The organism is Chryseobacterium gleum, assembly GCF_900636535.1.
Classification (GTDB): domain Bacteria; phylum Bacteroidota; class Bacteroidia; order Flavobacteriales; family Weeksellaceae; genus Chryseobacterium; species Chryseobacterium gleum.
The window spans coordinates 1,748,172-1,765,000 of record NZ_LR134289.1; the positions used below are offsets into that span (position 1 = coordinate 1,748,172).

Genomic DNA, 16,829 nt, shown 5'->3' on the forward strand with positions numbered 1-16,829 from the left:
GGTTCTAAATTTCATCGATGCTCAGACAATGGAAATTTTTTAACGGATTACATTTAAATTTTCTTAACGCTCCTACTTCCTAGGTCGATTACACCCTACTTATAACTATAGGTGAGAGAGCAGGCTACAAAAAAAGCCGGAAAATTCCGGCTTTCTATTATTTGGTATATTACTATTACAATCCGATTACCGGCATTGATAACATTAATATGTTTTCGTTTTCTTCAAGACCGTCAACAGGTTCAATGATACCTGGTCTGTTTGGCTGAGACATTTTCATCGTGATATCGTCAGATCCTAAGATAGTCAGCATTTCAGTTAAGAATTTGGAACTGAATCCGATATTGATATCTTCTCCGTTGTAATCACAAGGAATCTGCATGTCTGCTTTGTTGGCGTATTCAGTATCTTCTGCATGTAGGTGAAGAATATTGCCTGAAAGCTTGAACCTTACCTGGTTGGTAGATTTGTTAGACATAATAGACGCCCTTTTGATTGCTCCTAACAAAAGATTTCTGTTAATTGTCAATACGTTTGGATTTTCCTTTGGAATTACCGCCGTATAGTTCGGATATTTTCCGTCGATCAATCTACATATCCAGATATGTTTACCAAAGGTAAACTTCGCCATGTTCTCATTGAAGTCGATGGTAACGTCTTCATTGGAACTTGCCAGGATATTTTTGAAAATATTAAGAGGCTTTTTAGGCATAATAAACTCCATCGGTTCAGCATTCATAAGGTCTGCTCTTTTGTATACCACCAATCTGTGGGAATCTGTAGAAACGAAATTGGTTTCATTTTCTCCAAACTGGAACAGTACTCCTGTCATTACCGGACGAAGAGAATCGTTACTTGTAGCGAATAGTGTGTTTGTCAAAGCTTCAGACAGCACTCCTGCCGGCATCGTTACACTCTGTGAAGCGTCGAATTCCGGTAATTCAGGATAGTCATCAGCATTGTCTAATGCTACTGCGAAATTATCTTTTTCATCTAAAATCTCAAGCTGGCTTCCGGTTCCTTCGGCATTGTCTTTTACAACAAATGTCAGAGGCTGTTCACCATAAGTCTTGATAAAATCCTGAAAAATTTTAGCAGGAACAGCAAATTTACCTGTGTCATCAGACTTTACTTCCAGGGAAGTAACAAGAGTTGTCTCGCCGTCAGATGCTGTAATGGTAACATTATTTCCGTCTAATTCAAAAAGATAGTTTTCTAAAATCGGTCTCGATTGAGAGCTTGATATTACGCCACTTACAGTTTGCAAAGCCTTCTGCAGTTCACCACTTGAAATAATAAATTTCATAGATTTATAAAATAAGTTTCTACAAATATAATAAATAGATACAATAAAGAAAAGAATATTATGGAGGAGTTTTTAACAAAGATCCTTAATTTGTTTTGAGCCTTGATATTATACTTAGATTTCTGCGGATATACATTTTTTTATCAAATACAAAACCTATATTTGTGAAAAAACTTCGAAAATCATGCAAAAACCTCCCATCCATAAAAGTTTTCTCAATGCTTTCAGAGGTGTTTTCATGATGATTAAAACAGAGAGAAATTTCCAAGTTGAACTTTTTATATTCTTCATCAACCTTTTCTTTATCTTCTATTTCAGACTGAACAATACGGATGCAGCATTGGTTTTCATCGTCTCTTTTGCTGTTTTGAGTGCTGAAATCTTTAATACCGCTGTTGAAAAGATATGTGATATCATCCAACCTGATTTTGATAAAAGGATAGGCTTTATCAAGGATATTGCTGCCGGAGCTGTAGTTCTGACAGCCATTGCAGCGGTAACTGTCGGAATTCTGGTGTATTGGAAATATGTTTTCAGCTGAGTTGGAAGAAAGAAGTTGGAAGTTTTAAACCACCCCGTCAAAAATTCTTTGAATTTCTGCCACCTCTCCGAGGGAAGGGAATTTCACATCTTCAGTTCAAAGGTTGTGAGGGCAAGAAGTTTTTGCTTTTTCCTTATTTGACAGCGATGAAGATATCTACTTCCGCGTCTGAAGAATTTTGTGCTTTTTTTCCATAGACTTCAAAATCGGCAGTAAAAAGTCTGCCTAAATCCATATTCCAGATTTTCATCCATTCATTGATCACTAAGTCTTTTGAAAGATCTCCTTTTGCAGTAAATTTTATGTAATCTCCACCATCAAAAGAATAGCCAGCCATACCTTCCGGGATGTTCTCAAGATTTTCCACCTTACATCCAAGAACTGTAGTATAAGGTCTGGTATGGTCTTTTTCGTAATTTGTGTAAATGGAATAGATGGTATTGTCTACTCTGTTCGGAATTGAATGGAGGACATCTTCACTGATCATTTTTTCCCATAATAAAGGGATGTCTTTTCCTGCCTGTCCATTTTCGTTGGTTGTTCTTACGGAGATTCCGATCACATTAAAAGGATCGACTTTTACTTTATTCATTTTTTGATTTTGTTGTAGGACAAAGATAGGAACAGGTTTTGACAAGGGTATGTCAGTAGCTTTTTAAATTTGGGCTAAAGCCAATGAATTTATTTTATAAGATAAGTGGGCTAAAGCCCACTTCTATTGAATATTAAATTTGTCATATTAGTAGAAAAGCACATATTAAGTCTAAAAGTTACTCCATTTGCAAAAGCTGTGAGAAAACTTCAAATTTAGATTCCTTGCTTTGCTCGGAATGACAAAGGCCTCGTTGAAGCTTTATATGAAACAGTGGGATTGCTTCGCTTTGTTCGCAATGACAGTATGGGTATGTTTTAAAGATGAGGAACTATTTCCCAACGTAAATAAATCCTTTTTTCCCGGATTTAAAAACAGTTTCGATCCTTTTATAGTCATCTACTTCATATTCGTCTGCCTGAAGGATTTCCGCTTCGGTCACCTCAAAAAGCACACCTTCTATCTGATCGTCAACATTCCCTGAAAACTGTAGCACGGGATGGTATTTCTGCCCGCTTCTTCTTAGTACTTCGGGATCTGTGATCTCAAGCATACTTAATTTGTAACCTGATAAAGTGTCTTTTTCACCTTGTAAGAGTCTTCCAAAAGTTTCTATCTGAACCTGCTTTTTTTGTAAGGTTCCATAAGAGAATAAGTAAGGCATTATAAATATTTTTCAATGATTGGTATAGCTACTTCAGCCATCATTCCATAGCCTTTTTCATTGGGATGTACTCCGTCTGCAGATAATAAAATCTCCTTATCTTCGAGAAAAGCAGAGTAAAAATCAATATACCCCAGCGAATGCTCTGCAGCAAGATCTTTAAGAATCTGATTGTAGACAATCACTTCTTCATTGGTTCTCAACTTCCCTGAACTTACCACTACTCCGTCTACCCTTTCGGAAAATGGCAGAATACTCACAAGATAAATTTCATTGGAAAACTGTCTGGCATGATTAACAGCTGTCGTAATATTATTTTTAAATTTTTCAGGTTCTACAACCTGCTTTCCATCTTTTATAGCAAGGTCGTTGGCACCATAACTTAAAAAAATAATGTTCCCGTCAGCAGAATTTCTGGCCTCCAGTTCATGAGGAATTCTTTTGAGTAAGCCTTCTGTGGTTTCTCCACCTATTCCAAGGTTGAAAAGGATCAGTTCATCTCCGTTTCCTTCATGAAATTTCTGTAAGGCATATCTTTTCAGAATATCTACCCATCCTCCAAAAACACCGTCATATTCCCCGTAAGTAATGCTGTCACCGAAGAACAGCCCGTAAGTAATCTTTTTCATTCAACTTTATTCTTTCCTATTTTTTGTTAAAGTAAAAATATTAAGAAAAAATTGTTAAGGGAAATAATTCGCCTTAATTTGTGTGATTTTTAACGCAAAAGACGCAAAGTTTTTATATTAATTCCATGTTTTCGTTCGCAAGGGCGTTTCACTCAGCAATAGATCAATTTATACCCTAACCGAACAAAGTAATTTGAACCATTAAGATTTTTGAAGGGATGAAGAATTATTAAGGCAACAGCTAAAGCTATTATGAAGAATGCCTTATTCATCAGCGATGAATCTTAACTTTTCTTACAATCTTTATTATTCTTAATGGTTTAAAATGTATTCTGCTTTTTGACGCAAAGATATTATCGCTATTCTTTTGATTCAAGGAAGCAAAGAGAGAATCAACAAGTTGATTTGATGAAGCTAGCTGGAAAAAATTCCGCTCATTACTCATTACTCATCATTCTAATGTCAGTGTAATATTCTTATGTGATTCTATAATTTCCATCAGAATTTCAAAAAGCGTTTGCCCTTTTCCTTCCAATAGATCATCTAATTTCTGTTGGATTAATTTTATGTTGAAAGGTTGTCCCTGTCTGATTTTATTTTCGTAGAATTCATGGGTAGCAGCAAAGCCTAAGTCTTTTTTTGATTTTTTTGATTCTTTCCAGATGATTTCAATTTCTTCTTTATTTTCGAATACACCAAAACCACCGTAGAGAATGTCATCAAAACCATCTAGTGTTCCAACTTTCCAATCAACATCTTTCATCAGAACGCTTGAAGCTTCTTCATAGAAACTGTCTAAAGACGAAAAATGACCGCCATGGATGACGATCATTTTTCTTGTATTGTTATTTGAAGTATTCAACACCGTTTTTGAATATGTTGTGATAATTCGCGGTTGGTATATTTTTCATGAGACCTTCAGCAAATCGTTCCGGGTGTCCCATTCTTCCGTAGATTTTTCCACATGGGCTGGTGATTCCTTCGATTCCGAATAATGAGTTATTCGGGTTAAACGGCATTCCGTGTGCAATGTTTCCGTCAAGATCTATGTATTGGGTGGCAATCTGCCCATTTTCATACAATTTCCTGATTTCTTCTTCTGAAGCCATGAAACGACCTTCTCCGTGAGAAATTGGAATAGTGAAAGTCTGATCTTTCATTCCTTTTAACCAAGGGCTTTCATCATTCACTACTTTCACAGTAACCATTTGAGAAATATGTCTTCTGATCGCATTGTGAGCTAACGTTGGAGAGTTTTCATCCAAATCCTTGATTCTTCCGTAAGGCAGCAATCCTGATTTCACAAGTGCCTGGAATCCGTTACAGATCCCGATGATCATCCCGTCTCTGTCTAATAATTCATGAACTGCATTTTTCATTTTCTCGTTTTTCAGAACGTTGACAATGAATTTTGCAGAACCATCCGGTTCATCACCAGCAGAGAAGCCTCCGGAGAATGCCAGAATCTGAGAGGTTCTGATCTCTTCTACCCACGCATCAATACTTTCATCCAATAGCTGGTGATTGATATTGATCAATGGCAGGCTGCTTACTACAGCTCCTTCTTTCTGGAATGCATTCAGTGTATCATACTCACAGTTTGTTCCCGGGAATACCGGAGCAAATACTTTTGGCTGAGCAATTCCGTGTTTTTTAATGATAATATTTCTTGGGTTGACAGAGTTGTGCTTAGCATCAATTTCAACCGTGATCTTTTCTTTTTCTACTGTCGGGAAGAGATTCTCGAAAGTACCAGTAAAACTGGATTCGAGATTTGAAATTTGAAATTTGAAATTGTTGATGCTCAAAATTTCATCATCAACTACTTTTCCAATCAACTGAAGGTTTACAGCACTTAATTCTTCTTTTGCTTCAATAATTAAGCTACCGATATTTTTCGCTAATAAAACATTTTCATCGGCATTGATCTCGGCACCTAATCTGTTTCCGAAGCTCATTTTTGCTAAAGCTACAGCCAAACCTCCTTCTTTCACTGTTTTCACAGAAACAATTTTTCCTGCTTTGATATTTTCAAAAATGAATTCAAAAACTTCTTTTAAAGCATCATAGTTTGGAAGTCCGCTTTCCTGAGCAACGTGATTGAAGAAATACAGTTTGTTTCCTGCGTTTTTCAATTCAGGAGAGATGATATTTTCTTTATCTCCGTTAGCACATGCAAAGGAAATCAGGGTTGGCGGAACATTCAGATCCTGGTAGGTTCCACTCATGGAATCTTTTCCTCCGATCGCTGCAAGACCTAAATTGATTTGTGCATCATAAGCTCCTAAAAGTGATGCTAGAGGTTTACCCCATTTTTCAGGATTTTGCCCTAATTTTTCGAAGTATTCCTGAAAGCTTAATCTGATGTTTTTATAATCACCTCCCATCGCTACAATCTTCGCTACACTCTCTACTACGGCGTAAGATGACCCTAACAGGGAGTTTTGTTTTGAGATTTCAGCATCAAATCCCCAGCTTGCCAGAGAAACGGTTTTAATATCTTTTGCTCCTAAGATCGGTAGTGTCTGTACACTTCCTTCCATCAGGGTCTGCTGGTATTTTCCACCTAAAGGCATTGCTACTGTAGTAGCTCCAATTGAAGAGTCGAACATTTCAAGTAGTCCTTTCTGGGAAGCTACGTTTTTATCTTTTAAGATGTTCAGGAAGTTTTCTGCTGTGAAAGCTTTTGTTTCTTCTTTTACTTCTTCAAGGTGAGTGATTTTCACTTCCTGAGATTTTGAACATCCGTTGGTATCTAAGAAAGCTCTTGAAAGGTCTACAATTTTGTCTCCTTTCCAGAACATCTGCATTCTTCCGGAATCTGTCACTTTTGCTACTTCTACGGCAACAATGTTTTCAGCTTCACAGAATTTAATGAATTTTTCTTTATCCTGAGGATCCACAACTACCGCCATTCTTTCCTGAGATTCGGAAATAGCCAGTTCTGTTCCGTTTAATCCTTCGTATTTTAATGGTAATACGTCAAGGTTTACTTCCAAAGAGTCTGCAATTTCACCAATTGCCACAGAAACACCTCCTGCTCCGAAGTCATTTGATTTTTTGATCAGCTTCGTTACTTCAGGATTTCTGAATAGTCTCTGGATTTTACGTTCCTCTACGGCATTTCCTTTCTGAACTTCTGAGCTCATGGTGTGGATGGAAGTTTCGTCCTGTTCTTTTGAACTTCCGCTTGCTCCTCCTACACCATCACGGCCTGTTGCACCTCCCAAAATGATGATTGAATCACCACTGGCAGGTTTCTCACGTCTTACCCAATCTACAGGAACAGCTCCGGTAACGAAACCAACTTCCATTCTCTTGGCTTTATAGCCTTCGTCATAGATTTCAGAAACCATCGTAGTAGCAAGACCAATCTGGTTACCGTAAGATGAATAGCCGTTGGCAGCCTGCTTCGTAATGGTTTTCTGGGGTAATTTGCCCGGTAATGTTTTGTCAACAGATTCCAAAACGTCTGCAGCTCCCGTTAATCTCATAGCCTGGAAAACGAAAGATCTTCCGGATAAAGGATCTCTGATTGCACCTCCTAAGCAAGTAGAAGCACCTCCGAAAGGCTCAATTTCCGTTGGGTGATTGTGCGTTTCGTTTTTGAATAATAAATACCAGGGTTCTTTTTTACCGTCATATTCTGCTTCGATCTGAATGGTACATGCATTAATCTCATCAGAAATTACAAGGTTTTCAAGATTCCCTGTTTTATGGAAATATTTACCGCATACTGTTGCCAGATCCATTAAAGAAATCGGCTTCAGCTCACGGCCTAAGAATTTTCTTTTTTCGATATAATCATTGAAAATAGTTTCCAATGTGTGTTTGAACTTACCTTCAAACTGAATGTCTGACAATTCTGTTTCGAATGTCGTGTGACGACAATGGTCGCTCCAATACGTGTCTAATACTTTTAATTCTGTTTCCGTAGGATTTCTTTCTTCAGTTTTGAAATATTCCTGAATAAATTTCAGGTCATCTAATCCTAATGCAAAACCATGGTCGTTATAGAAACTTTCAAGTTCTGCATCATTGAAATTAATGAAGTTTTCGTGAATAATTACTTTTGACGGCGTTTCTTCTGCAGGAATATCCAGAATGGATAAGTCTTTTTCCTGAGATTCCACTTTGTTGATCAAAAGGTCTTTGATTTTAACCAAATCTGCTTCAGAAACTCCTTCAAATTCGATCAGCTTTCCACTTCTTACTTTTGATTTTTCATTTTCAGTCAGCAAAGCGATACACTGCTGCGCAGAGTCTGCTCTCTGATCATACTGTCCCGGTAAAAATTCCATTCCGAAATGAATAGACTTTGCAGGGTTTTCTGTATGTAAAATATCAGTAACAGGGTCTACGAAAGTGTTGTTCACCACTTTTTCAAATTCTCCGTCATTCAGGTTGAAAATATCATATACATTATATACTTTCACACTTTGAACTGCCGGAACCACCGCTTTTACTTCATCAAAAATTTTTGGACTTTCAACATCGAAAATTCCTCTTTTTTCTACGAAAATTCTTTTGTTATTAGACATTAGATGTCAGATTTTTAATATTAGATTTATTTTTTCTTTTTACTTTTTCTGAGTTAAAGTTTTTTCTTTAAACCCATTATATTGAAAATTTTTGAAAGAGATTTTCCCTCCAACCATTATTCCGTACAAATTTAAAGGAATAAGTCGTATTTTCTTCAACTTTGAACCCTGGAATTTCCAATTTTATCTTATTTGTTGATAAACTTATTGGGATTATCCGGATTCTCCTTCTGAAAGTCTTCTGCATTTTTTATTTCTTCCTTAAGCCAGCGTTCAAAAGGAACTTTCTTTCCATTAAAATCCTCAATGGCATAAAATGTTTTTCCATCTTCTGAGACCAGGAACTTGAAGCTGTAAAGCATATCCAAATCTTTCTTCCTGTCATTATAAGTATTCACCTGGTAATAAGAGAAGTTTTCTTTTGGTCTCTCTACGATTTCAAAAAACAGATTCTTTTCCTTTTCAGATAATTTGTCATAAAAATTTACATAATAAAGATCTGACAGTTTTTTCTTCTGCTTTTCAAAGAACTGAAGGATACTCTTCTCCTTTTCATTGTACTGAAACGGATTCGGGTAGTATTTCCCGTCTATTTCAACATCCTTTTCTGATGGTTTTGCCAATGGCTGAACAATTTGTCCTTTGACATTCATCACTCCCCATTTCCCACCTACAATTGCTCTATGCTCATCTCCGGTTTTCTCCCAGTCACAACCGTCACAAAACGCTGCGTATCCATAATTAAAAGGAGCAACGAAATCATGTTCAGCTTCAATAACTGTTTTTGCATTTCTGTCTACAAATCCTACCTTTCCGTTTTTAACGAATCTTCTCAGCCCTTCAGAGAAATAATCTGCTCCATTGTCATAAGAATAGGGCTGGTAAAGTAGATTTCCTTTTCTGTCAAAAACAACTCCCCAGGAATTTTTCTCAATTTTACTTTTATTAGCCAGAGAAGAATCAAAAAAAACAGTATTATTTGTACACTCAACAATTTCGTTGTCTTTCATTCCTGTAAGATTAATAAACTGCGCCGGAATAATAATCTCTCCTTTTTGATTTTTCACTCCCACCAAACTGTCCTTGGAAATAAAATATTTTAACACCTCTTTTTCCTGAGAAAAAGACATGACTGGCATCAATAAAATGGTCAAAAACAGTTTTTTCATAGTTGAGGCTGGAAATAAAATATGCAGCCCAAAAGACTGCATATTGTTTTATACTTTAAGATCAGCTTCCAATCCTATTAAGTCTTTGTTTTGGTCTATAATCGGCTGCACTTCATTTTTGATGAATTCCTCCGTCTGAATCGGCGCGAAACCAATAAAGTTTTTAGGATCTAAAACTTCTTTCAGTTTTGATTTGTCCAGTTTTAAAGAGTTATCATTTAAGATTCTCTCTATAAGGTCGTTTTCTTTTCCTTCTTCTTTCACTTTTTTGGAAGCTTCCATAGAATGAACTCTGATTACCTCGTGGATTTCCTGACGGTCACCACCAGCTTTTACTTCTTCCATGATGATGTATTCTGTCGCCATGAAAGGAAGCTCTTCCATAATATGTTTGTTGATTCTGTTCGGATATACTACGATTCCGTTCAGGATATTGTTCCAGATTAACAGAATAGCATCAACAGCTAAGAATGCCTGAGGAATGGTTAATCTCTTGTTGGCAGAGTCATCCAATGTTCTTTCGAACCATTGTGTAGAAGCTACCATGGCAGAACTTGTTGTCAGAGACATTACATATTTTGCCAATGCCCCGATTCTTTCGCTTCTCATTGGGTTACGTTTGTAGGCCATTGCCGATGAACCGATCTGGTTTTTCTCGAATGGCTCTTCAATTTCTTTAAGGTTCTGAAGTAAACGTAAATCGTTTGTGAATTTATGCGCAGATTGTGCAATATTTCCTAATAAAGCAACAACTTTCGCATCAATTTTTCTGTCGTAAGTCTGTCCGGAAACCCCGAAAACCTTATCAAAGCCAAATCTTTTTGAAAGTTCTTTATCTAAGTGTTTTACTTTGGAATAATCACCGTTGAAAAGTTCAAGGAAACTTGCAGCCGTTCCTGTAGTTCCTTTTACTCCTCTGAAACGAAGGGTTTCAAGGAAGAAATCCAGTTCTTCGATGTCAAGAACCAAACTCTGTAACCAAAGCGTAGCTCTTTTTCCAACAGTTGTCAACTGAGCCGGCTGGAAGTGTGTGAATCCTAAAGTCGGAAGGTCTTTATACTGAATAGCAAAGTCTGCTAAATTTTTCATTACGTTAACCAACTTTTTCTTTAGGATTAAAAGCCCGTCACGGATCTGAATTAAGTCCGTATTGTCTCCTACAAAAGCTGAAGTAGCTCCAAGGTGGATAATTCCTTTTGCTGAAGGCGCCACATCCCCGTAAGCGTGAACGTGAGCCATTACATCATGACGGAATTTTTTCTCATACTCTGCTGCTTTCTCATAATCGATGTTTTCAGCATTAGCTTTTAACTCAGCGATCTGCTCGTCTGTAATTTCAAGTCCAAGGTCTTTTTCGATTTCAGCAAGAGCTATCCAAAGCTTTCTCCAATTCTGGAATTTGTTATTGTGTGAGAAGTTAAATAACATTTCTTCACTGGAGTAGCGCTCTTCCAATGGATTTTTGTAGGAATTCATTCGTTCTTTTACTTTTTAGATGTACAAAAATACGGTTTTTCAGTGAGAGTTGAAAATCCAGATTTGATGATTTTCATTCATGATTTTTACTTATACTTTTGCCTTGAAATCGAAGATTCGACGTAGTCAAACAAAAGTATACAAAAGTTCAAGACGGGAATCATTCGCTAAAAATTGGAATGTACTCCTAAAATTTCCAAACCCGCATGGATCATTCGGTTCTGCTTCGGTTCCAAATACATCCCATGCTCAGACAGTGGAAATTTTTTAACGGATTACATCCAAATTTTCTTAACGCTACTGATTCCTAAGTCGATTGATAGTGAGCACATAAAAAAAGCTATCCCATTTCTGAGACAGCCTGTTTTACTATTTTTAATTAGTTAATCGATAATAAGTCCGCATGGTGATCCTACGGGGATACATTTTTTTTCAAATGTACACCAGAAGTATCCTGCAAGACACATTGGGATCCCACCCTGAACGGTTTTTAATTCTCTTTTTGAAAGTTTTCTTAGATTTTTCATAGTAACATCTTTTTGATTTTTCTCCTACTCTATATGCTTTTCGGATTACGCTTTAATTTGGTAATACCAATATAGAGATTTTTGGAATACAAAAACATAACCTGTTCATTTTATAGAATTTACAAAGATTTTTATTAACTTTTGATGATCATTCTTCTATATTTAATATGTTTTTTAAAAAAAAGAAAATAAAAAACTCCGCTATTGCAGAGGTTTTGTTATAATTGTAAAGGGTATTAATTAATGTGTAAACGTCGAACAGTCAGCAGAAGGATTAGAAAAATGTAATATCTTCATATGTCTCTGAGAATTTTAATTTTCTATTCATTAAAATTAACTTCATACAACCCGTATCGAAACTGTAGAAAAGTTATTTCTTTTTTTATTTGGCTTTTTTAAACATTTTCTCGATGTTTTTACATTCATTATCAACTTTTGTTTTTTAGAAATCTATTCTATCCTTTGGTAATTATGCAGATCTTATTTCTTAATAGCATTTTTATTAATTGTAAAAAAGAAAACAAGAGTAATCAAAATATATATAAGGTTGCTTTGGAGTTTTCATCAATGGGTTACATTGGGCTTCATCATAAGAAACTGTTCTTTCAATTGCTTAATTTCTGAAACAATGTTTTTAAGATCTGAATTCTCTCCTTCTAATTTCTGTATTTTTCCCTGCTGGTCTTTTAACTGTCTTTCCTGTTTAATAGCATATAGAGTAAGTTCTTCAATTTTCTGTAATAATTTGATCTGAAATTCGCCAACGTTTACTCCTTCTTTTTCCATTACCTTTGCAGAGGCTATTTCAGGAAGGTGCTTTTTCTCTTTAATATGTTTGGCTGCTTCTTCCAGATTAGGAAGATGATAGTTTTCTTCAAATACAAAATCAGCTGTCGGAGTTAAGGTTACTTTAACTTCCTTTGCTTCTACTTTTCCATTTAACGCCATATTACCATAAAAAATAGTTTTTTTATCCGCAGGATAAAAACTAACAATAGTATTATTGTAATCTTTTCCTATATAAAAATAATCTATACTGTCTTTAGGTCCTACCGCACCGAATTGTCCCATGTTATTTGAAACAGAGGTATCAACAAATCCATATCCTCTGGCCCAGTATGTATCATAAGATCTAATTGCGGCACCTAATACAGGTGCATTTCCAGATATTAAAAATCTATTTTGAATATCTAATGGAGCTTTAGGGGTACTTGCCCCAATTCCTACGTTAGTTGATGCAGGTGTTGAGGTCTGATTGACAGCACCTGCAGGTGTATATAACTGTGCAAAAGACAATTGAGCTGCTAAAATCCCTACAATGACTATTATTTTTTTCATAATTTATGTTTTTTATTGTTTATAATTATATTTGAATTCTTTTAATAAGTTACCGACCTGGCTGTTTTTCTCTGATTTCTTTAAACCTTTTAGCCGAATTATAAATATACTCCCTGATCCGATGGAGGAGTAATACTTCGAACGTCAATTAATCGATCACAAGCATACGTTGTGATAATTGATCTCATTTTATAGAAAAGCATTATGAAATACCTTTTGGTTATACTAGAACTTAAAATTGTTATAATAATAATTTCGTGAAGGGTTATCCATGCCGTTGATATGTCCATGGAAACATAATACTTCTCCAGCCTGGCAGATTTATCTTTCTGCCATACCACTTCCTGAGTAGATTCGCCAAAAAAAGCGCATAAGGGGAGCGCCTCGAGATAGATTTTTTTCATTCCCGTGTTGTTGTTTTGAGTTAGTAATTAGTTATAAAAAACTTCGCGAATCTAACATTTTTTAAGACATGAAAATCAATTTAATGTGGTATCCTGTAAATCATACTATTAATAATAAAATTCTATCTATTTTGTTTTATCTTCATTCTATTATGATGTAAAAATATCCATCAACAACGACAAAACTTATCGTATAAAATTTATCAACTCATTTTAATGCATAAAAAAACCACTCTTCCGAGTGGCTTTCTATTTTTAATCTGATCTACTGATAGATGACAACATCATTTTTTTTGATCTGGTAACTTTTTTTGTAAGGTGTCAGAACATAGCTGTCTTTAATGTGAGAACCGCTCTTCCAGATCTTTTCTTTTCCCTGCTTGTCCAAAATAATGCTTTTTGCAGCTCCATCCGGAATAAATACTTCAGCCTTAGTCATGCTTTTATTAAAAATAATCGCAGTCATTGAAGTATAACTTTTATCGGTATTTAATTCTTTTAACTTTATTTTCTGATCAAAAGTTCTTATACAATTATTTCTGAGTTGTGAGTAGGTATATCCTGCAGAACCGATACAGCCATGAACATCTCTGTCACCTCCTAAAACAGGAGTACTTTTCTGTGCAAAAACTAAGGAACCAAGGGACAAGGCACTGAATAAAATTATTTTTTTCATAGGTAAAATTTTTGTTTTCTGATTGGTTTAAAATATCCCAAAAATGTGATATTAATTAATTTCTCTCTAAGGTACGAAAAAAACCACTCCTGCGAGTGGTTTTCATCTTTAAATCTGATCTTAATGATAGATCACGATATTATCTTTTTTAAGCTGGTAACCGTTTTTCTTGTAAGGAACCAATGTATAGCCATCCTTTTTCCATGCTTTGGCTTTACCTGCTCTGGTAAGGATAATACTTCCAGTCTCAGCATCTTTTACAAAAACTTCAGCTTTTTTCATGTCTTTGCTGAAAATAACTGCAGCTATAGAAGTATAGCTATCTTTTGGAGCTACTTCTGTTAACTTGATTTTCTGTTCAAAAGTTCTTACACAGTCTTTTTTAATCTGAGAGTATGTATACCCTGCAGAGCCAATACATCCGTGCGCATCTCTGTCGCCCCCTTTTATTTGAGTTTGTTGTGCGAATACCAAAGAACCAAGGAACATTGTGCTCAATAAAATTGTTTTTTTCATGTCGATTTGCATATAATAGTAATTACCGAGGTATTATTAAAAATCATGCCAAAAAAGACATAATACACAATTCTGTGAGTAACTTTTTTATATTATTTGCTCCAGTTAATTTTTGAGTGCTGAACATGATCAGAACTTGTTCCGATCATGATGTCGAATTCGCCTGGTTCCCAGTCATACTTCAATTCTCCGTTATAGAACTTAAGATTTTCAGGAGTAATATCGAAAGTCACTTTTTTAGATTCTCCTTTTTTAAGAAATACTTTCTGAAAGCCTTTTAATTCTTTTACCGGTCTGGTAATGCTTCCCACCATATCTCTGATGTACAGCTGAACGACTTCAGCACCGTCATAGTTTCCTGCATTGGTTACTGTAACAGATGCCTGTACAGTCTGATTTCCTTTCGGGCTGGTATTGGAAACTGTCATATCGGAATAGTTGAATTTCGTATAGCTCAAACCGTATCCAAAGGCATATAAAGGTGTATTACATTCATCCATATAGTTTGAACGGAATCTTTCATAGGTACATTTGTCCACTTTATCCTGACTTAACGGGCGGCCTGTATTCTTAGCGTTATAGTAGATAGGAACCTGTCCAAGGCTTCTTGGGAAAGTCATCGGAAGTTTTCCGGAAGGATTTACTTTTCCGAACAGAACATCTGCAATTGCATTTCCTGCTTCAGATCCTGCAAACCAAGCGTTCAGAATAGCATCCGGAGTGTCTTTGACATTGGTTAAAGCTAAAGGACGACCTGTGAAAAGAACCATTGCGATTGGTTTTCCCGTCTTCTTTAATTCGTTGAGTAAGTCAACCTGAGACTGAGGAATGGTGATTTCTGTTCTTGAAGAAGATTCCCCGCTCATTTCAGCAGATTCTCCGATTGCCAGAACAATAACGTCAGCTTTGTTTGCCACCTCAACAGCTTCTTTTAATAGCTCTTCTTTGGAACGGTTGTCTCTGTCTGTTTTTTTACCGTGCGCAGCATAGATTTCTTCTAATTTAGCATCATAATCTATATTGGCTCCTTTTGCTGATAAAAACTTAACTTCTTTTCCGTAGTTTGATTGTAATCCCTGCATTAAAGAAACTGAAGAAGCATGTTTTGTAGCAACACTCCATGTTCCGGCCATATTCATTGAGTTATTCACCAATGGTCCGATTACGGCAACTGTTCCTGATTTTTTCAAAGGCAATACCTGGTTATCGTTTTTCAGCAAAACCATGGATTGAGCAGCGGTGCTTCTCGCTATATTACGATTTTCCATATTATAGACTTCCTTTGCCGCCAGTTTTGCATCGCCGTGCTTATATGGATTATCAAATAAGCCAAGGTCATATTTTGCTTCAAGAATTCTTCTTGCCGCCATATCAATTTCAGCTTGTGTAACTTTTCCTTCTGCAAGGGATTTTTTTAATGTTGTTAAAAACCCTTCTCCCACCATATCCATATCAACGCCGGCTTTTAAAGCCAAAGCAGATACCTGCTGAAGATCGCCCATACCATGTTCTACCATTTCATTGATACCGGTGTAATCTGTTACTACGAATCCTTTAAATTTCCATTGATTTCTCAATACTTCTGTCTGAAGCCATCTGTTTCCTGTCGCCGGTACTCCATCCACTTCATTGAAAGAAGCCATTACCGAAGCAACCCCTGCATCTACAGCGGCTTTGTAAGGAGGAAAATATTCATTGAACATTCTCACATGGCTCATATCAACAGTATTGTAATCTCTTCCCGCTTCTCCGGCACCGTATAATGCAAAATGCTTTACACAAGCTAAGATATTACTCCCGTTTGCCAGATCTTTCCCCTGATATCCATATACCATATTTTTGGAAATTTCACTTCCAAGGTAAGGATCTTCACCGGAACCTTCCGATACTCTTCCCCATCTTGGTTCTCTGGAGATATCTACCATTGGAGAGAATGTCCAGTTGATTCCGTCAGAAGCAGCTTCTCTTGCAGCTACTCTTGCAGACTGTTGGATAAGATTCATATCCCATGAAGCCGCCAAACCTAAAGGAATGGGAAAAGTGGTTTCATACCCGTGAATAACATCCATTCCAAAGATCATAGGGATCTTAAGACGGCTCTTTTCCACAGCTACTTTCTGAACAGCTTTGATCTTATCTGCTCCTTTTATATTGAATAATCCTCCTACTAATCCCTGCTCTACTTTCTTCCCGATATCAGAGCTTTGCGCCTGGCCTGTAGTGAAATCTCCGGAAGTCGGCAGATTCATCTGACCGATCTTTTCATCCAATGTCATTTTAGATAAAAGATTGTCTACAAAAGCTTTCTTTTTGGCCTGATACTGTGCCGTCTGATAAGACTGAACAGGCTTCGTTACCATTTCCTGCGCGGAAATTACGGGAGCCAATGCTAAAGTGGCGATTACAATTAACTTTTTCATAAATCTATCTTCTTAAATTAATTCTATTTT

At 36.3% G+C, this 16,829-nt stretch carries 14 protein-coding genes; 1 reads left to right on the forward strand and 13 read right to left on the reverse strand.

Features of this window, described 5'->3' with window-relative positions:
• Nucleotides 1-175 precede the first annotated feature (175 nt).
• Nucleotides 176-1,306 carry a DNA polymerase III subunit beta gene (dnaN, locus tag EL165_RS08120; protein WP_002977980.1) on the reverse strand — a complete coding sequence of 377 codons (1,131 nt, stop codon included), beginning with the start codon at nt 1,304-1,306 and terminating at the stop codon, nt 176-178.
• Nucleotides 1,307-1,490: 184 nt separating this feature from the next.
• Here dnaN and EL165_RS08125 point away from each other — a divergent pair, with 184 nt between their 5' ends.
• Nucleotides 1,491-1,847 carry a diacylglycerol kinase family protein gene (locus EL165_RS08125; RefSeq protein WP_002977978.1) on the forward strand — a complete coding sequence of 119 codons (357 nt, stop codon included), beginning with the start codon at nt 1,491-1,493 and terminating at the stop codon, nt 1,845-1,847.
• 133 nt (nt 1,848-1,980) lie between these two features.
• Here EL165_RS08125 and EL165_RS08130 read toward each other — a convergent pair whose 3' ends face one another.
• The 12 genes from EL165_RS08130 to bglX all read right to left on the reverse strand — a co-directional run bounded on the left by EL165_RS08130 (nt 1,981) and on the right by bglX (nt 16,799).
• Nucleotides 1,981-2,439 (reverse strand): GyrI-like domain-containing protein, encoded by a 459-nt coding sequence (locus EL165_RS08130; RefSeq protein WP_002977977.1) that lies wholly within the window; start codon nt 2,437-2,439, stop codon nt 1,981-1,983.
• A gap of 331 nt (nt 2,440-2,770) precedes the next feature.
• Entirely contained in the window at nt 2,771-3,103 is a 333-nt protein-coding gene (locus EL165_RS08135; protein WP_002977976.1) for a gamma-glutamylcyclotransferase family protein, read from the reverse strand.
• A complete protein-coding gene (locus tag EL165_RS08140; protein WP_002977975.1) occupies nt 3,103-3,732 on the reverse strand; it encodes an SGNH/GDSL hydrolase family protein in 630 nt (209 codons plus the stop codon). Before EL165_RS08140 ends, EL165_RS08135 begins: the two co-directional genes overlap by 1 nt.
• A 451-nt stretch (nt 3,733-4,183) precedes the next feature.
• Nucleotides 4,184-4,597, reverse strand: coding sequence for a barstar family protein (locus EL165_RS08145; RefSeq protein ID WP_002977974.1), 414 nt, complete (start codon nt 4,595-4,597; stop codon nt 4,184-4,186).
• Entirely contained in the window at nt 4,578-8,273 is a 3,696-nt protein-coding gene (locus tag EL165_RS08150) for a phosphoribosylformylglycinamidine synthase (protein WP_002977973.1), read from the reverse strand. Before EL165_RS08150 ends, EL165_RS08145 begins: the two co-directional genes overlap by 20 nt.
• A gap of 188 nt (nt 8,274-8,461) precedes the next feature.
• Nucleotides 8,462-9,442: a WG repeat-containing protein gene (locus EL165_RS08155; protein ID WP_041461683.1), complete on the reverse strand. Its 981-nt coding sequence runs from the start codon at nt 9,440-9,442 to the stop codon at nt 8,462-8,464.
• Between the two features lie 48 nt (nt 9,443-9,490).
• A complete protein-coding gene (gene purB, locus EL165_RS08160; protein ID WP_002977968.1) occupies nt 9,491-10,918 on the reverse strand; it encodes an adenylosuccinate lyase in 1,428 nt (475 codons plus the stop codon).
• 383 nt (nt 10,919-11,301) lie between these two features.
• On the reverse strand, nt 11,302-11,445 hold the full coding sequence (locus EL165_RS25785; protein WP_002977967.1) for a bacteriocin-like protein: 144 nt from the start codon (nt 11,443-11,445) through the stop codon (nt 11,302-11,304).
• A gap of 564 nt (nt 11,446-12,009) precedes the next feature.
• Nucleotides 12,010-12,783, reverse strand: coding sequence for a hypothetical protein (locus tag EL165_RS08165; RefSeq protein WP_002977966.1), 774 nt, complete (start codon nt 12,781-12,783; stop codon nt 12,010-12,012).
• 669 nt (nt 12,784-13,452) lie between these two features.
• Complete coding sequence (locus EL165_RS08170) at nt 13,453-13,863, reverse strand: hypothetical protein (protein WP_002977964.1); 411 nt, start codon at nt 13,861-13,863, stop codon at nt 13,453-13,455.
• Nucleotides 13,864-13,983: 120 nt separating this feature from the next.
• On the reverse strand, nt 13,984-14,379 hold the full coding sequence (locus EL165_RS08175; protein WP_041461681.1) for a hypothetical protein: 396 nt from the start codon (nt 14,377-14,379) through the stop codon (nt 13,984-13,986).
• 92 nt (nt 14,380-14,471) lie between these two features.
• Nucleotides 14,472-16,799 carry a beta-glucosidase BglX gene (gene bglX / locus EL165_RS08180; protein WP_002977962.1) on the reverse strand — a complete coding sequence of 776 codons (2,328 nt, stop codon included), beginning with the start codon at nt 16,797-16,799 and terminating at the stop codon, nt 14,472-14,474.
• Nucleotides 16,800-16,829: the final 30 nt, after the last annotated feature.

What these genes read in the sequence shown, in the direction of transcription:
- dnaN (WP_002977980.1), bottom strand. Translation starts at nt 1,306, where the DNA reads ATGAAATTTATTATTTCAAGTGGTGAACTGCAGAAGGCTTTGCAAACT.
- EL165_RS08125 (WP_002977978.1), top strand. Translation starts at nt 1,491, where the DNA reads ATGCAAAAACCTCCCATCCATAAAAGTTTTCTCAATGCTTTCAGAGGT.
- EL165_RS08130 (WP_002977977.1), bottom strand. Translation starts at nt 2,439, where the DNA reads ATGAATAAAGTAAAAGTCGATCCTTTTAATGTGATCGGAATCTCCGTA.
- EL165_RS08135 (WP_002977976.1), bottom strand. Translation starts at nt 3,103, where the DNA reads ATGCCTTACTTATTCTCTTATGGAACCTTACAAAAAAAGCAGGTTCAG.
- EL165_RS08140 (WP_002977975.1), bottom strand. Translation starts at nt 3,732, where the DNA reads ATGAAAAAGATTACTTACGGGCTGTTCTTCGGTGACAGCATTACTTAC.
- EL165_RS08150 (WP_002977973.1), bottom strand. Translation starts at nt 8,273, where the DNA reads ATGTCTAATAACAAAAGAATTTTCGTAGAAAAAAGAGGAATTTTCGAT.
- EL165_RS08155 (WP_041461683.1), bottom strand. Translation starts at nt 9,442, where the DNA reads ATGAAAAAACTGTTTTTGACCATTTTATTGATGCCAGTCATGTCTTTT.
- purB (WP_002977968.1), bottom strand. Translation starts at nt 10,918, where the DNA reads ATGAATTCCTACAAAAATCCATTGGAAGAGCGCTACTCCAGTGAAGAA.
- EL165_RS25785 (WP_002977967.1), bottom strand. Translation starts at nt 11,445, where the DNA reads ATGAAAAATCTAAGAAAACTTTCAAAAAGAGAATTAAAAACCGTTCAG.
- EL165_RS08165 (WP_002977966.1), bottom strand. Translation starts at nt 12,783, where the DNA reads ATGAAAAAAATAATAGTCATTGTAGGGATTTTAGCAGCTCAATTGTCT.
- EL165_RS08170 (WP_002977964.1), bottom strand. Translation starts at nt 13,863, where the DNA reads ATGAAAAAAATAATTTTATTCAGTGCCTTGTCCCTTGGTTCCTTAGTT.
- EL165_RS08175 (WP_041461681.1), bottom strand. Translation starts at nt 14,379, where the DNA reads ATGAAAAAAACAATTTTATTGAGCACAATGTTCCTTGGTTCTTTGGTA.
- bglX (WP_002977962.1), bottom strand. Translation starts at nt 16,799, where the DNA reads ATGAAAAAGTTAATTGTAATCGCCACTTTAGCATTGGCTCCCGTAATT.